This window comes from Streptomyces hundungensis, assembly GCF_003627815.1.
Classification (GTDB): Bacteria; Actinomycetota; Actinomycetes; order Streptomycetales; family Streptomycetaceae; genus Streptomyces; species Streptomyces hundungensis_A.
Map to the genome: position 1 here is coordinate 3,652,492 of NZ_CP032698.1, position 15,484 is coordinate 3,667,975.

At 71.3% G+C, this 15,484-nt stretch carries 13 protein-coding genes; 11 read left to right on the forward strand and 2 right to left on the reverse strand.

Annotation, left to right across the window (positions count from 1 at the left end; translation table 11 throughout):
- The first annotated feature begins 145 nt into the window (after window positions 1–145).
- The 5 genes from DWB77_RS16225 (at window position 146) to DWB77_RS16245 (ending at window position 7,098) form a co-directional block, all read left to right on the forward strand.
- Entirely contained in the window at window positions 146–1,369 is a 1,224-nt protein-coding gene (locus DWB77_RS16225; protein ID WP_120721941.1) for a sensor histidine kinase, read from the forward strand.
- Window positions 1,370–1,522: 153 nt separating this feature from the next.
- Window positions 1,523–2,848: a sensor histidine kinase gene (locus tag DWB77_RS16230; RefSeq protein WP_120727854.1), complete on the forward strand. Its 1,326-nt coding sequence runs from the start codon at window positions 1,523–1,525 to the stop codon at window positions 2,846–2,848.
- 283 nt (window positions 2,849–3,131) lie between these two features.
- A complete protein-coding gene (locus DWB77_RS16235; protein ID WP_162952752.1) occupies window positions 3,132–3,791 on the forward strand; it encodes a response regulator transcription factor in 660 nt (219 codons plus the stop codon).
- 318 nt (window positions 3,792–4,109) lie between these two features.
- Window positions 4,110–6,047, forward strand: a complete 1,938-nt coding sequence (locus DWB77_RS16240; RefSeq protein WP_120721943.1) for a 2-oxoacid:acceptor oxidoreductase subunit alpha — start codon at window positions 4,110–4,112, stop codon at window positions 6,045–6,047.
- A complete protein-coding gene (locus DWB77_RS16245; protein ID WP_120721944.1) occupies window positions 6,040–7,098 on the forward strand; it encodes a 2-oxoacid:ferredoxin oxidoreductase subunit beta in 1,059 nt (352 codons plus the stop codon). Before DWB77_RS16240 ends, DWB77_RS16245 begins: the two co-directional genes overlap by 8 nt.
- A gap of 97 nt (window positions 7,099–7,195) precedes the next feature.
- On the opposite strand, the gene DWB77_RS16250 is transcribed toward DWB77_RS16245, so the two are convergent.
- Complete coding sequence (locus DWB77_RS16250; RefSeq protein ID WP_120721945.1) at window positions 7,196–7,609, reverse strand: winged helix-turn-helix transcriptional regulator; 414 nt, start codon at window positions 7,607–7,609, stop codon at window positions 7,196–7,198.
- A 142-nt stretch (window positions 7,610–7,751) separates the two neighbouring features.
- On the opposite strand from DWB77_RS16250, the gene DWB77_RS16255 reads away from it, so the two are divergent.
- From DWB77_RS16255 to DWB77_RS16280, 6 genes are all read left to right on the forward strand, one after another.
- The gene (locus tag DWB77_RS16255) at window positions 7,752–8,615 is read left to right on the forward strand and encodes an SDR family oxidoreductase (protein ID WP_120721946.1); all 864 of its coding nucleotides are present in this window, start codon (window positions 7,752–7,754) and stop codon (window positions 8,613–8,615) included.
- Between the two features lie 185 nt (window positions 8,616–8,800).
- Window positions 8,801–9,760: an EamA family transporter RarD gene (rarD, locus tag DWB77_RS16260; protein ID WP_246033873.1), complete on the forward strand. Its 960-nt coding sequence runs from the start codon at window positions 8,801–8,803 to the stop codon at window positions 9,758–9,760.
- 561 nt (window positions 9,761–10,321) lie between these two features.
- On the forward strand, window positions 10,322–12,004 hold the full coding sequence (gene abc-f / locus DWB77_RS16265) for a ribosomal protection-like ABC-F family protein (protein ID WP_120721948.1): 1,683 nt from the start codon (window positions 10,322–10,324) through the stop codon (window positions 12,002–12,004).
- Between the two features lie 72 nt (window positions 12,005–12,076).
- Window positions 12,077–12,526: a VOC family protein gene (locus DWB77_RS16270; RefSeq protein ID WP_120721949.1), complete on the forward strand. Its 450-nt coding sequence runs from the start codon at window positions 12,077–12,079 to the stop codon at window positions 12,524–12,526.
- A gap of 154 nt (window positions 12,527–12,680) precedes the next feature.
- Complete coding sequence (locus DWB77_RS16275; RefSeq protein WP_120721950.1) at window positions 12,681–14,033, forward strand: M28 family metallopeptidase; 1,353 nt, start codon at window positions 12,681–12,683, stop codon at window positions 14,031–14,033.
- A 153-nt stretch (window positions 14,034–14,186) separates the two neighbouring features.
- Complete coding sequence (locus DWB77_RS16280) at window positions 14,187–14,762, forward strand: flavodoxin family protein (protein WP_120721951.1); 576 nt, start codon at window positions 14,187–14,189, stop codon at window positions 14,760–14,762.
- On the opposite strand, the gene DWB77_RS16285 is transcribed toward DWB77_RS16280, so the two are convergent.
- Entirely contained in the window at window positions 14,728–15,333 is a 606-nt protein-coding gene (locus DWB77_RS16285; RefSeq protein WP_120721952.1) for a TetR/AcrR family transcriptional regulator, read from the reverse strand. The two genes, DWB77_RS16280 and DWB77_RS16285, sit on opposite strands and share 35 nt — an antisense overlap.
- Window positions 15,334–15,484 lie beyond the last annotated feature (151 nt).

The window sequence follows — 15,484 nt, forward strand, 5'->3', positions numbered from 1 at the left end:
CCTGTTCGACGCTGTGTACGGACGGGAGTCTAGGCCCTGCTGGGGGGTGTCTCACGGTGTGGGCCACGGGGGTGGGGTTTTCCCCCGTACAAGAGGGTGCGGCACCCCATGGCGCCGCCGATCGTGGCCCGGCAGGCTTGGCGCCATGACCAGGACTCTCCGCGAACATCAGCGGTACGCAGCAGAACAGCCGGGCGGCCCCGCCGGTGACGAGCGGGCCGACCCGCCCGCCGTGCGGTTCGCCTATGAGCGGGACACCTGGAAGGAGGTCGCGCACCTCCTCGGCAACTTCCCGATGGGGTTGATCGGCTTCATCTACGTCGTGGTGATGGTGGTGCTCGGCGTCGGCCTGTCGGTGACCGTGGTCGGTCTGCCCCTGCTCGCCACCGGCCTGCTCGGCGCGCGCCAGCTCGGCAAGGCCGAACGCGCCCGCGCCCGGGTCCTGTTGGGGGTGCGGATCGAGGAGCCCACCCCGATCCCCGCGAGCCCGAGCAAGCACGGCGGTTTCTTCCCCTGGCTGTGGACGAGCCTGCGGGACCCGGTGGCCTGGCGCAATGTGCTGTACGAGTTCGTACGGCTGCCCTGGGGGATCCTCACCTTCACGGTCACCCTGCTCTCCCTCTTCCTGGCGTGGCCGGTGCTCGGCTTCATCGCGCGGGGTCTCACCAACGCCGACCGCGTGATGGTCCGTGCGCTGCTGTCGCCCTCCGACAGCTTGGAGCGGCGGATCGCGGAGCTGGAGTCCGACCGGGGTGTGGTCGTCGACACCGCCGCCGCCGATCTGCGGCGCATCGAGCGCGATCTGCACGACGGTGCGCAGGCCCGTCTGGTGGCCCTCGCCATGGGCCTCGGCCTCGCCAAGGAGAAGCTCCTGGAGGACCCGGACACGGCGGCCGCGATGGTCGACGAGGCGCACGGCGAGGTGAAGCTGGCCCTCCAGGAGCTGCGCGACCTGGCCCGCGGCATCCACCCGGCGGTCCTCACCGACCGGGGCCTGGACGCGGCCCTGTCCTCGGTCGCCTCCCGTTGCACCGTCCCGGTGAAGGTCGCGGTCGACCTGCCGGGGCGGCCCGCCCCGGCCATCGAGGGCATCGCGTACTTCACCGTCTCGGAGCTCCTCCAGAACGTCAGCAAGCACAGCCGGGCGCGGGCCGCCTCGGTCGAGGTGTGGCGCAGTGCGGACCGGCTGCTGATCCAGGTCGAGGACGACGGCGCGGGCGGCGCGCGCCTCGACCGCGGGACCGGCATGGCGGGTCTGGCCGAGCGCCTCGGCGCGGTGGACGGGCTGCTCGTGCTCGATTCGCCGGTCGGCGGCCCGACCGTCGTCACGGCCGAACTGCCGTGGCGCGACCGGGGTCCCCAGGAGTGACAGGGCGCCGGGGGGTAGGGAAAACCCCCGGTCGAAGAGGGTGACCGGCCGCATGGTCGGGGGCGGCCGCACAGGCCAAGCTGGTGTTCACAGGGGGCGGCTCGCAACCACGAGGGCCGCGCATCGACGCGAGGGACGGACAGGGCGATGAGCATGGACACCGATCACGGGTACGGCGTGGCGCGGTCGGCGGGGCCGCGGCGACACCTGGTTCCGCCGGTGCTGCGCGCGCCGTTGGAGGGCCGCACCTTCCGCGAGTTCGGGTATCTGCTGCTCAGCCTGCCGATCAGCATCGTGCTGTTCTGCTGGGCGGTGACCGCGGTGTCGCTGAGCGCCGGTCTCCTTGTCACCTTCATCGGCATCCCGCTGATGGCGGTGACCCTGATGGGCTGCCGGGCGTTCGGCGTGATGGAGCGGGCCCGGGCGCGGGCGCTGCTCGGGGTCGACATCGCCGAGCCGCGGCCGGTGCGCTCGCGCGGCGGTCTGATGCCGTGGATCGGCGGGGTCCTCAAGAGCGGCGTCTCCTGGCGCCACCTGCTGTACTCGGTGATCCACTTCCCGTGGGCGATCGCCGCCTTCTGCACGACGCTGACGCTCTGGACGACGGGCTGGGCGCTCTTCACGTATCCGCTGTGGCGGTGGGTCTTCCCCATGTACGCGGGCCAGGCCGGCCTCCAGCTCTACGGGGACGACCACCACCGGGTCTATCTGGACGCGCCGGGCGAGATCGCCCTGACCTCTGCGGCGGGCCTGCTCATCACGCTGGTCACGCCGTGGCTGATCCGCGGTTTCGCCGCGGTGGACCGGCTGATGGTGGTGGGGCTGCTCAGCCCGTCGCGTCTTGAGGAGCGGGTCACCGAGCTGGAGTCGGACCGGGGGGTCGTGGTGGACACCTCGGCGGCCGACCTGCGGCGCATCGAGCGCGATCTGCACGACGGCGCGCAGGCCCGTCTGGTGGCCCTCGCCATGGACCTGGGTCTGGCGAAGGAGAAGCTGACCGAGGATCCGCAGGCGGCGGCGCGGATGGTGGGCGAGGCGCACGGCGAGGTGAAGGTCGCCCTCCAGGAGCTGCGCGATCTGGCCCGCGGCATCCACCCGGCGGTCCTCACCGACCGCGGCCTGGACGCGGCCCTGTCCTCCGTCGCATCGCGCTGCACGGTCCCGGTGCAGGTGGAGGTGGACCTGCCGGCCCGCCCGGTCCCGGCCATCGAGGGCATCGCGTACTTCACCGTCTCCGAACTCCTCCAGAACGTCAGCAAGCACAGCGGCGCGAGCCGGGCCACCGTGGATGTGTGGCGGTCCGGCGACCGGCTGATGCTCCAGGTCGCCGACAACGGGCGCGGCGGCGCGGACGCGGCGGCGGGGTCGGGTCTCGCGGGGCTCGCCGAGCGTCTGGACGCGGTGGACGGAATCCTCGCCGTCGACTCCCCGCCCGGCGGCCCCACCACGATCACGGCCGAACTGCCGTGGCGCGCCTAGCCCTTACGGCCGCACGGCGAAGCCCCTCCCCTTCCTGACGGCCCCCCCGCCCGGGTGCGTCGCGCCCCCACCACGCGGTGCTCGCGCCGACCCCTTCACCCCTCGCCCCCGTACCCCCGGGGTCGGGGGGATTTTGCCTGGCGGACGCGGATTCCCGGCCGGATGCTGAGATGCTGGATCGGCACAACGCCATGGCTTGCGCAGAGCTGTGGGGCACGCGCCCGACGGGTGCGCGCCTGAGGAGCAACGAGGCCCAGGGGGCTACAGAGTCGTGGAGGACAGGGTGCGGGTGGTCATCGCCGAGGATTCGGTACTGCTTCGGGAGGGCCTGACCCGGCTGCTGACCGACCGGGGCCACGACGTCGTCGCGGGAGTCGGCGACGGGGTGGCGCTCGTCAAGACCGTGGGGGAGCTCGCCGACCAGGGCGCGCTGCCCGATGTCGTGGTGGCGGACGTGCGGATGCCGCCGACCCACACCGACGAGGGCGTGCGCGCGGCGGTGCACTTGCGCGCCCTGTATCCGGGGATCGGCGTCCTGGTGCTCAGCCAGTACGTCGAGGAGCAGTACGCGACCGAGCTGCTGGCCGGGTCGAGCCGGGGCGTGGGCTATCTGCTCAAGGACCGGGTCGCGGAGGTGCGGGAGTTCGTCGAGGCCGTGGTGCGGGTCGCCCAGGGCGGCACCGCCCTGGACCCCGAGGTCGTGGCCCAGCTCCTGGGACGCAGCCGCAAGCAGGACGTCCTGGCCAATCTGACCCCGCGTGAGCGGGAGGTGCTGGGGCTGATGGCGGAGGGGCGGACGAACTCGGCGATCGCCAAGCAGCTCGTCGTCAGCGACGGCGCCGTCGAGAAGCACGTGAGCAACATCTTCCTGAAGCTGGGACTCTCGCCGAGTGACGGGGATCACCGTCGCGTACTCGCGGTGTTGACCTACATCAATTCATGACGATCTGCGACCCTGTCGAGGATCGAGCGGAACCCAGCCGACGGGGCCGAAACTCGGTCGCCGGGCCGGATCGAGCCACCGCTCACGGGGCTTTTTCGGCACGTGCGACCCAGAACCGGAGAAGGATCGCTGGGCGTGTTGACAGATGAGGCCGGGGGGCGAAGGCATCGTGGCATTACAGGGCAGTAGGGCGTCTCAAAAGAGCGTCCACCATATGAGCGGTCCAGGGAAGGCGACCCTTACCGACGTAGGGTGGGCCTTGGCGCTACCGGTCGGCCGGACGCGCCCGAGCAGCCCGCCCGAGGGAGGTCCAGTTCAGTGACCAGCCAGGTCAGTAGCCCAGCCGAGCAGACCGACGGAGCCGATGAGGCCGTCGTCGGGGAGCAGCGCAGGCCCGCCGGCGAGAAGGAAGTCAGGCGCCTCGACCGGGTCATCATCCGTTTCGCGGGTGACTCGGGCGACGGCATGCAGCTCACCGGTGACCGGTTCACGTCGGAGACGGCGACGTTCGGAAACGACTTGTCGACGCTGCCGAACTTCCCGGCCGAGATCCGGGCGCCTGCCGGAACACTGCCGGGCGTGTCGAGCTTCCAGCTCCACTTCGCCGATCACGACATCCTGACGCCGGGCGACGCGCCGAACGTCCTGGTGGCGATGAACCCGGCGGCACTGAAGGCGAACCTGGCGGACGTGCCGCGCGGCGCCGAGATCATCGTGAACACGGACGAGTTCGCCAAGCGCGCGATGGCCAAGGTCGGCTACGACACCTCTCCCCTGGAGGACGGCTCGCTGTCGGCGTACAACGTGCACCCGGTGCCGTTGACGACGCTGACGATCGAGGCGCTCAAGGAGTTCGGTCTCTCCCGCAAGGAGGCCGAGCGCTCGAAGAACATGTTCGCCCTTGGCCTGCTCTCCTGGATGTACCACCGGCCCACCGAGGGCACGGAGAAGTTCCTGCGGGCCAAGTTCGCGAAGAAGCCCGAGATCGCCGAGGCCAACGTCGCGGCGTTCCGCGCGGGGTGGAACTTCGGCGAGACCACCGAGGACTTCGCGGTCTCCTACGAGGTCGCCCCCGCCACCAAGGCGTTCCCCGCGGGCACGTACCGCAACATCTCCGGGAACCTGGCGCTGTCGTACGGACTGATCGCGGCGGCCCAACAGGCGGACCTGCCGCTGTACTTGGGCTCGTACCCGATCACGCCGGCCTCGGACATCCTGCACGAGCTGTCGCGGCACAAGAACTTCGGGGTGCGCACCTTCCAGGCGGAGGACGAGATCGCCGGGATCGGCGCGGCCCTGGGCGCGGCGTTCGGCGGCTCGCTCGCCGTCACCACCACCTCGGGCCCGGGCGTGGCGCTGAAGTCCGAGGCGATCGGGCTCGCGGTCTCCCTGGAGCTGCCGCTCCTGATCGTGGACATCCAGCGCGGCGGCCCCTCGACGGGCCTGCCGACCAAGACCGAGCAGGCCGACCTGCTCCAGGCGATGTACGGGCGCAACGGCGAGGCACCGGTCCCGGTGGTCGCGCCGAGGACACCCGCGGACTGCTTCGACGCGGCGATGGACGCGGCCCGGATCGCGCTGGCCTACCGCACCCCGGTCTTCCTGCTCTCCGACGGCTACCTCGCCAACGGCTCCGAGCCATGGCGGGTGCCGGAGATCGACGAACTCCCCGATCTGCGCGTGCAGTTCACCACCGGGCCCAACCACACGCTGGCCGACGGCACCGAGGTGTTCTGGCCCTACAAGCGGGACCCGCACACCCTGGCACGCCCCTGGGCGGTGCCCGGCACGCCGGGGCTCGAGCACCGGATCGGCGGCATCGAGAAGCAGGACGGCACGGGCAACATCTCCTACGACCCGGCCAACCACGACTTCATGGTCCGCATCCGCCAGGCCAAGATCGACGGCGTCGAGGTCCCCGATGTGAGCGTGGACGACCCCGACGGCGCCCGCACCCTCGTGCTCGGCTGGGGCTCGACGTATGGCCCCATCACCGCCGCGGTACGCCGCCTCCGCGCCCAGGGCGAACCCATCGCCCAGGCGCATCTGCGCCACATCAACCCCTTCCCGAAGAACCTCGGCGAGATCCTGGCGCGCTACGACAAGGTCGTCGTGCCGGAGATGAACCTCGGCCAGCTCGCCACCCTGATCCGCGCCAAGTACCTGGTCGACGCCCACTCCTACAACCAGGTCAACGGCATGCCGTTCAAGGCCGAGCAGCTCGCCACGGTTCTCAAGGAGGCCATCCATGCCTAATGCGAACGAGCTCTTGCAGCTGGTCCCCAAGGCCGAGGGCAAGCAGTCCATGAAGGACTTCAAGTCCGACCAGGAAGTGCGCTGGTGCCCGGGGTGCGGTGACTACGCGATCCTGGCCGCCGTGCAGGGCTTCATGCCCGAGCTCGGCCTGGCCAAGGAGAACATCGTCTTCGTCTCCGGCATCGGCTGCTCCTCCCGCTTCCCGTACTACATGAACACGTACGGGATGCACTCCATCCACGGCCGGGCCCCGGCCATCGCGACCGGGCTCGCCTCCTCGCGGCGGGACTTGAGCGTGTGGGTGGTGACCGGTGACGGCGACGCGCTGTCGATCGGCGGCAACCACCTCATCCACGCCCTGCGCCGCAACGTCAACTTGAAGATCCTGCTGTTCAACAACCGTATCTACGGCCTGACCAAGGGCCAGTACTCGCCCACCTCCGAGGTCGGCAAGATCACCAAGTCGACGCCGATGGGCTCCCTGGACGCGCCCTTCAACCCGGTCTCCCTCGCCATCGGCGCCGAGGCCTCGTTCGTGGCGCGGACCGTGGACTCCGACCGCAAGCACCTCACCGAGGTGCTGCGCCAGGCGGCCGAGCACCCCGGTACCGCCCTGGTGGAGATCTACCAGAACTGCAACATCTTCAACGACGGCGCCTTCGAGGCCCTCAAGGACAAGGACCAGGCGGAGGAGGCCGTGATCCGCCTGGAGCACGGGCAGCCGATCCGTTTCGGCGCGGACGCCGCCAAGGGCGTGGTCCGCGACCCGGCCACCGGCGACCTCGTGGTCGTCCCGGTCACCGCGGAGAACGAGGCGGACATCCTGGTCCACGACGCGCACAACGCCTCGCCCACCACGGCGTTCGCGCTCTCCCGCCTCGCCGACCCCGACACCCTGCACCACACCCCGATCGGTGTGTTCCGCTCCGTCGACCGCCCGGTGTACGACACCTTGATGGCCGACCAGCTGGACACCGCGATCGAGCAGAACGGAAAGGGCGACCTGGCCGCGCTGCTGGCGGGCAAGGACACCTGGACGGTCGTCGGCTGACCCCGGTCCACCCCACGCGCCGCATGCCCGGCCGGGAGGTCCTCCAAGGACCCCGGCCGGGCCTGCGCGTTTCACCCATCACACCAACTCGGCGGCGCTACACGGCAGTTGACGTCTCGCGCGCCGCGTCATAGGCGGCCCGGGCGCGCTGCACATCGGCCATCCGCGCCCCGGTCCAGCGGGCAAGGGCCCGCACCTGCTCGGCGGCCTCGCGCCCGAGCTCGGTGATCGAGTAGTCGACGCGCGGCGGGATCACCGGCTTGGCGTCGCGGTGTACGAAGCCGTCGCGCTCCAGCGTCCGCAGGGTCTGGGCGAGCATCTTCTCGCTGACCGTGCCGACCTTGCCGACCTCGCGCCGCAGCTCGCTGAACCGGTACGGCCGGTCGAGCAGCGCGTCCAGAACCAGGACGCCCCAGCGGCTGGTGACGTGCTCCAGCACGAGCCGGTGCGGGCACATGGCCTCCCGCCGCTCCTCACGCGCACCCCGGCCGTCCCGCTCACTTACTCCCATGCAAGTACCTTACTTCAAAGTGGGTACTTTCGCCGAGTTAGCGCTATCCGTAGGGTGGCAGGAGTAGCCAGGACAACCAGCCGAAGACCGGCAGAACAACCAGCGGACAACCTGGCAGACACCAACCAGAAGGAGCCTCCCCATGAGCATCGTCGTCACCGGAGCCACCGGATCCCTCGGCCGTCTCGTCGTCGAGGAGCTGCTCGCGCGGGTGCCCGCGAGCGAGATCGTCGCGCTCGTACGGGACAAGGAGAAGGCCGCCGGGCTCGCCGCCCGGGGCGTGGAGCTCCGCATCGCCGACTACAGCGAGCCCGCCACCCTCGCCGGGGCCTTCCGGGCGGGCGACCGGGTGCTGCTGATCTCGGGGAGCGAGGTCGGGCAGCGGGTGCCGCAGCACACCGCGGTGATCGAGGCGGCGAAGGCCGCGGGCGTGGCGCAGCTCGCCTACACCGGCGTTCTGGGCGGCCCGGACGCCGACTTCGCGCTGGCGGACGAACACCGGGAGACCGAGCGGATCGTCCTGGAGTCGGGGCTGCCGTACACGTTCCTGCGCAACGGCTGGTACACGGAGAACTACACCGCCAACCTCGCGCCGGTCCTGGCGCACGGCGCGGTCCTGTCCAACGCGGGTGAGGGCCGGGTGGCCTCGGCGGCCCGGGCCGACTACGCGGCGGCCGCGGCCGAGGTGCTGACCGGCGAGGGCCACCTGGGCCGCGCATACGAGCTGAGCGGGGACGTGGCTTGGTCCTTCACGGAGTACGCGGCTGAGGTCGCGGCGGCCTCGGGCAAGCCCATCGCCTACCGCCCGCTCACCCCGGAGGCGCACCTCGCGGTCCTGACCGACGCGGGCGTGCCCGCCCCCTTCGCGGAGATCCTGGTGGACGTGGACCTCGCCATAGCGCGGGGCCGTCTGGCCGGCACGTCGGGCGACCTGTCCCGCCTGATCGGCCGCCCGACGACCCCGCTGTCGCTCTCGGTGCGGGAGGCGGTGTCCGCGTCGGCCTAAGCGCCGCGCCCGCCGTTGAGCGCTTGAGCGCTTGAGGCGTCAGTACCGTATCCCGATACGGACATGACACGTCGGCCCCTCCGGCGCTACCTTCTGGTGGAGCGCGCGCACAGGGAGGGCCAGTGGCCAAGGACTCGGCGGGACAACAGCGGGCCGGACTGCTGTACGGGATCGGCGCGTACGGGATGTGGGGGCTCGTCCCCCTGTTCTGGCCCCTGCTCAAGCCGGCCGACGCGATCGAGATCCTGGCCCACCGCATGGTGTGGTCGCTCGGCCTGGTGGCGATCGTGCTCCTTGTGATGGGCCGCTGGGCGTGGATCGGCGCACTGGTCCGCCAGCCGCGCAAACTCGGCCTGATAGCCCTGGCGGCCGTGGTGATCACGGTGAACTGGGGCGTGTACATCTGGTCGGTCAACTCCGGCCATGTGGTGGAGGCGTCCCTGGGCTACTTCATCAACCCGCTCGTCACCATCGCGATGGGCGTGCTGATCCTCAAGGAGCGGCTTCGGCGGGCCCAGTGGATCGCGGTGGGGATCGGCGCCGCGTCCGTGACTGTCCTGACGGTGGGGTACGGGCAGCCGCCGTGGATCTCGCTGACGCTGGCGTTCTCGTTCGCGACGTACGGCCTGGTGAAGAAGAAGGTCAACCTGGGCGGCCTGGAATCCCTGGCCGCCGAGACCGCCGTGCAGTTCCTGCCGGCGCTGGGCTATCTGCTGTGGCTGGGCGGCCAGGGCCGGGCCACCTTCGGCAACGAGGGCGCCGGACACGCGGCGCTGCTCGCCGCGACGGGGGTGGTGACCGCGATCCCGCTGATCTGCTTCGGCGGCGCGGCGATCCGGGTGCCGCTGTCCACCCTGGGGCTGCTCCAGTACCTGGCCCCGGTCTTCCAGTTCCTGCTGGGCATCGTGTACTTCCACGAGGCGATGCCGCCGGAGCGGTGGGCGGGCTTCGCGCTGGTGTGGCTGGCCCTGACGCTCCTGACGTGGGACGCGCTACGGGGTGGCCGGCGGGCCTCGGCTTCGGTACGGGCGCCCGCGCCGGGGGTGGTCCAGGGTGCGACCCCGCCGCCGCCCCTCCCGGGCCTCACCGCGCCGGGGCCGGCCCCGCTGGCACCCAGCCACCCACCAACGGGCCTCCCGGACTGACCCGCTGTCGGCGTGCGGGCCGTGTGGCTTTTGCGCAGTTCCCCGCGCCCCTGGAAACCCGTTTTCGTCTGCGGGCCGCAGGTGGCTGGTCGCGCAGTTCCCCGCGCCCCTTAACTGCTCGGTGCGGGGGCACCTACAGCCTGTCCGGCGATTGAGGACGAGCGCCCTTAAGGCGCGATACGGGGTCTGGGGCGGAGCCCCAGGGGCCCGGGCTGTCCAACCCCCGTCACGGGCGGGTGGGTGGGCAAACGCGGCGGGGTCTGGGGCGGAGCCCCAGGGGCTGGACCGTTCAACCCCCTGCACGGGTGGGTGGGTGGGCAAACCCGTGGGGCTGGGGCGGAGCCCCAGGGGGCCGGGACCGTTCAACCCCCGTCACGGGTGGGTGGGTGGGCAAGGCCCCCGGAAAGGGGAGGCAGCCCGCACCCACGCCCCGCTAGCCTGCCCCCATGCCCCCGTACTCGTACTCGTACTACTTCTTCCGCTGACCCACCCCACCGCGGCCCCGGCCGCCCCGCACCCCCACCAGGAGGACCCCATACCGAGCACCCCCAGGGACCAACCATGCCCTCGCACACCCGAACCGACGCCCGAGACCACACCCGGACCCCGTCCCAGCTGACCCTCACCGCCGCCGCCAAGGCATACCGCGGCCACCCCGTACTGGACCAGGTCACCCTCACCGTCCGCCCGGGCGAAAAGGCCGCCGTCATCGGCGAGAACGGCTCCGGCAAGTCGACCCTGCTGCGTCTGATGGCCGGCGTGGAGCGGCCCGACACCGGGGAGGTCACCGCCGTCTTCCCCGGCGGCATCGGCCACCTCACCCAGACGCTCGGCCTCGCCCCGGACCGTACGGTCCAGGACGCCGTGGACCTGGCACTGGCCGACCTGCGCGCCCTGGAGGCGGCCATCCGCGCCGCCGAGTCCCAGCTGGCCGACACCGACACCAGCACCGGCACCCCCTCCGAGCTGGCCACCTACGGCGCCCTGTTGACCGCGTACGAGAACCGCGACGGCTACCGCGCGGAAGCCCGCACCACCGCCGCCCTGCACACCCTCGGCCTCGCCCACGTGACCCACGACCGCACACTCGGCTCGCTCTCCGGCGGCGAGCGGTCCCGCCTCGCACTGGCCTGCGTCCTGGCCGCCGCCCCCGAGCTGCTGCTGCTCGACGAGCCGACGAACCATCTGGACCGGCAGGCCACCGACTGGCTGGCGGACCAACTCCGCGCCCACCGGGGCACATTGGTGGTGGTCACCCACGACCGCGCGTTCCTCGAACGTGTCTCGACGACGATCCTGGAGGTGGACCGGGAGCTGCGCACGGTCGTCCGGTACGGCGACGGCTGGGCCGGTTACCGCACCGCGCGGGCGGCCGCACGGCGCCGTAGGGAGCTCGCGCACCAGGAGTGGCGCGCGGAGCTGGCCCGTACCCGGGAGCTGGTCGCGGCCGCCGGGCAGCGCCTCGTCGCCACCGGCGGGGACCCCGGCCAGGGCTTCGGCAAGCACCGCCGGTCCTCGGAGGCCAAGCTGTCCGGCCGCGTGCGGGCGGCGAGGAGGCGCGTGGAGCAGTTGGAGCGCGAGCCGGTGGCGGCCCCCGCGCCGCCCCTGAGGTTCCGCGCCCGTCTGACCACGGCGACGCCCGCCCCCACCCCGGCCGCCGCCGTCCCCCTCGTGGAGCTGACCGGGGTGAAGGTCGGCGATCGTCTCCACGTGCCCGCCCTCGCCATCGAGCCCGGCCGGCGCCTCCTCGTGTCGGGCCCCAACGGCGCGGGCAAGACCACGTTGCTCCGCGTCCTCGCCGGCGACCTCGCCCCGGACGCGGGCCGGGTCCAGCGCACCAGCCCTCATATCGGCTATCTGGCCCAGGAGTTGAGCCCCGACACGGCCCCGCGCCTCTCCCTGCTCGACGCGTACGCGTCGGGGCGTACCGGGCTTCCGGAGGAGTGCGCCGACGAGCTGCTCGCGCTCGGTCTGTTCCGCGAGGAGGACCTGGCGGTGCCGGTCGCGGAGCTCTCGGTCGGCCAGCGACGGCGGCTCGAACTGGCCCGCCTGGTGACCCGCCCCGCCGATCTCCTCGTACTGGACGAGCCGACGAACCACGTGTCGCTCGCCCTGGTCGAGGAGGTCGAGCAGGCGCTGGCCGACTTTCCGGGCGCGGTCGTCGTGGTCTCGCACGACCGCCGCTTCCGGTCCTCCTTCGCGGGTGACCGGCTGGAGCTGCGCCGCGGTACGCCAGTGAGCTGACCGCACCCGCCCGTGGGGGCGAGGGGGCCGTCCAGGGCGCCCCCTCGCCCCCGTCCCGCTATAAACGAACACATGACCCTGCACTGGAAACTCGTCGTCGACGCCGCCGACCCGCACACCCAGGCCGACTTCTGGGCCGCCGCCCTCGGTTACGAGACCGAGGACAACAGCCTCCTGATCGGCCGGCTGCGCGCCGCGGGCGCGATCGGGGAGGAACTCACCCTCGAACACGGCGGCCGGACCGCCTTTCGAGATCTGGTCGCCGTCCGGCATCCGGACGACTCCTACGACCCCGAGAGCGGCACGGGGCTCGGCCGGCGCATCCTGTTCCAGCGGGTTCCGGAGGCCAAGACGGTCAAGAACCGGCTGCACATCGACGTCCACGCCGCCCCGGGCGAACGAGAGGCGGAGGTCACCCGCCTCACCGGCCTGGGGGCGTCCGTACTGCGTCATGTGAGGGAAGCGGGTGGGGAGTTCACCGTCATGGCCGACCCCGAGGGCAACGAGTTCTGCGTGCACTAGGCGTTTGGCGGCAGTTGTCCGCCCCGTAATCCGCCCAGCACGTTCGACATCCGAACACCCGTGGCCGATTTACGTTCTTGACGCCCCCTCGACCTCTCCTTGACCATCGGGCTCGCGTTTCCGTCCCATCCCCGAACGGAACCCGGAGCCCCCCATGCACCGCTCGATCCCCCCACGTCCGCTCGCCGCCGGCGCCGCGCTGGCCACGGCCGCACTGACGCTCGGCCTGCTCGCCCCGGCCGTCCACGCGGCGCCCGCACCGGCAGCCGCGACCACAACCCCGGCCGCCACCACCATCGCAGCCGCCCCCGACATACCCGTCGCCAACGTCAAGGCGCACCTCGCCCAGCTCCAGCAGATAGCCAACGCCAACGGCGGCAACCGCGCCCACGGCCGCTCCGGCTACAAGGCCTCGCTCGACTACGTCAAGGGCAAGCTGGACTCCGCCGGATTCACCACCTCCGTCCAGCAGTTCAGCTCCTCCGGCGCCACCGGCTACAACCTGATCGCCGACTGGCCGGGCGGCGACACCTCGCGCACGGTGATGGCGGGCGCGCACCTCGACTCGGTCACGGCGGGGCCCGGCATCAACGACAACGGATCCGGGTCGGCCGGCATCCTGGAGACCGCGCTCGCCGTGTCGCGGGCCCAGCTCAAGCCCGACAAGCATCTGCGGTTCGCCTGGTGGGGCGCCGAGGAGCTGGGCATGGTCGGGTCCAAGTACTACGTCAACTCCCTTGCGTCGGCGGACCGTTCGAAGATCTCCGGGTATCTGAACTTCGACATGATCGGCTCGCCGAACCCGGGCTACTTCGTCTACGACGACGACTCCACCCTGGAGAAGGTCTTCAAGGACTACTTCGCCACCCTCTCCATCCCGACCGAGATCGAGACCGAGGGTGACGGCCGGTCCGACCACGCTCCGTTCAAGAACGCGGGCATCCCCGTCGGCGGGCTCTTCTCCGGCGCCGACTACACCAAGACGTCCGCCCAGGCGCAGAAGTGGGGCGGTTCGGCGGGCCAGGAGTTCGACGCCTGCTACCACGCCTCCTGCGACACGAGCGCCAACATCGACACCACCGCGCTCGACCACAACAGCGACGCCATCGCGTACGCCCTGTGGCAACTGGCCGCCGGGGGCACCACCCCGCCCGACCCGGGCGGCTCGTACGAGAACACCACGGACCTCGCCATCCCGGACTCGCCGGCCCCGGCGGTGACGTCCTCGATCACCGTCGCGGACCGCACCGGCAACGCGCCCTCCGCGCTCAAGGTGGCCGTGAACATCGTCCACACCTACAGCGGTGACCTGGTGATCGACCTGCTCGGGCCGAGCGGGCGGGCCTACCGGCTGCACAACTCGTCGTCCGACTCCACGCCCAACATCGACACCACGTACACCGTGAACGCCTCGTCGGAGACGGCCAACGGCACCTGGAAGCTGCGGATCCAGGACAAGGGCCCGCAGGACACCGGCTACCTCAACAGCTGGAAGCTCACCTTCTGACGGCGGCCCGAGGAGACGAGGTGCCCGCGTCACCACGGCGCGGGCACCCGCCCGGAGAAGCCCCCCGGATCGCCGAACAACCCCTGCCGCCATCCGTATGCGTGTGCATATACTGCACACGCATACGCCTTTGGGTTACGTACGGAGGGGACCATGGCCCGCAACTTCCTTTTCCTGCTGGGCAGTACGCGCAGCGGCGGCAACACCGAGACGCTCGCCCGGCAGGCCGCGGAGCAGCTTCCCGAGGGTGACAGCGCGCGCTGGCTGCGCCTCGTCGACCTCGAACTCCCCGGGTTCCGCGACGGGCGCCACACCGAGGAGCGCGACCGGCCCGCCCCCACCGGGGACGCGGCGACCCTGCTCGACGCGACGCTGGCCGCCACCGATCTGGTGATCGCCTCGCCGCTGTACTGGTACAGCGTCAGCACCCCGGTCAAGCACTACCTCGACCACTGGGTGAACTGGCTCTACACCCCCGGGCTCGACTTCGCGCAGCGCATGGCGGGCCGCACCCTGTGGGGCGTGACCGCGCTCGCCGACCCCGACCACTCGGCGGCCGACCCGCTGGTGGGAACCCTGCGCCACTCGGCCCGGTACATGAAGATGAACTGGGGCGGGGTGCTGCTCGGCAGCGGCGTCCGGCCCGGCGAGATCGCGCAGGACACCGAGGCCGCCGCCCGCGCCAAGACGTTCTTCAGCTCGACGCCGAAGCCCGCAGCCCTCGCATGACGTAGGCCACCAGCTCTTCGATGCGCTGCGGCTCGTGCAGCGGCCGGCCCAGCGCGTGACGGTAGTACAGCGGGCCGTAGAGCATCTCCACGGCCAGCGGAAGGTCGATGTCCAGGGGCAGTTGGCCCTGCTCCTGGGCGCGCCGCATCCGCTCGTAGACCAACGCGACGCGCGGGATGACGAGTTCTTCGTTGACCGCCTTCGCCAACTGCTCGTCGTGCAACAGCTCGGCGAGGATCCCGGTGTACGCGGCCCCCGCCACCGGCGCGGTGAACACCTTCACCAGGCTGCCGATATGGGTGCACAGATCGACGTCGATGTCTCCGGTGTCGGGGAACGTCGTGTCACTGACCACCTGTTCGGTCACCGCGTCGAGCAGGACCGCGCCCTTCGTCGGCCACCAGCGGTAGATCGTCTTCTTGCTCACGCCCGCCCGGGCCGCGATGGCCTCGATGGTGACCTTGCTGTATCCGTTCTCCGCACACAGTTCGAGCGCGGCCACGAGCGTCGCTCGACGCGATTTCTCGCTGCGGCGCCTGGGGTCCGGCGCGGATTCGGACGAGGTGATCATGTCCTCACTCTACGAGTACACCCGGAACCGGATTGACAGCCTGGGGCTGTGGCTCCAACAATGGCACAGGAAACGGAACGTGTCGTGTCGAGCTGTCACGGGGGTGGGCTCGCACGACCGCTCCGTTCCGATTGTCGCCGAGCTCCCCGCC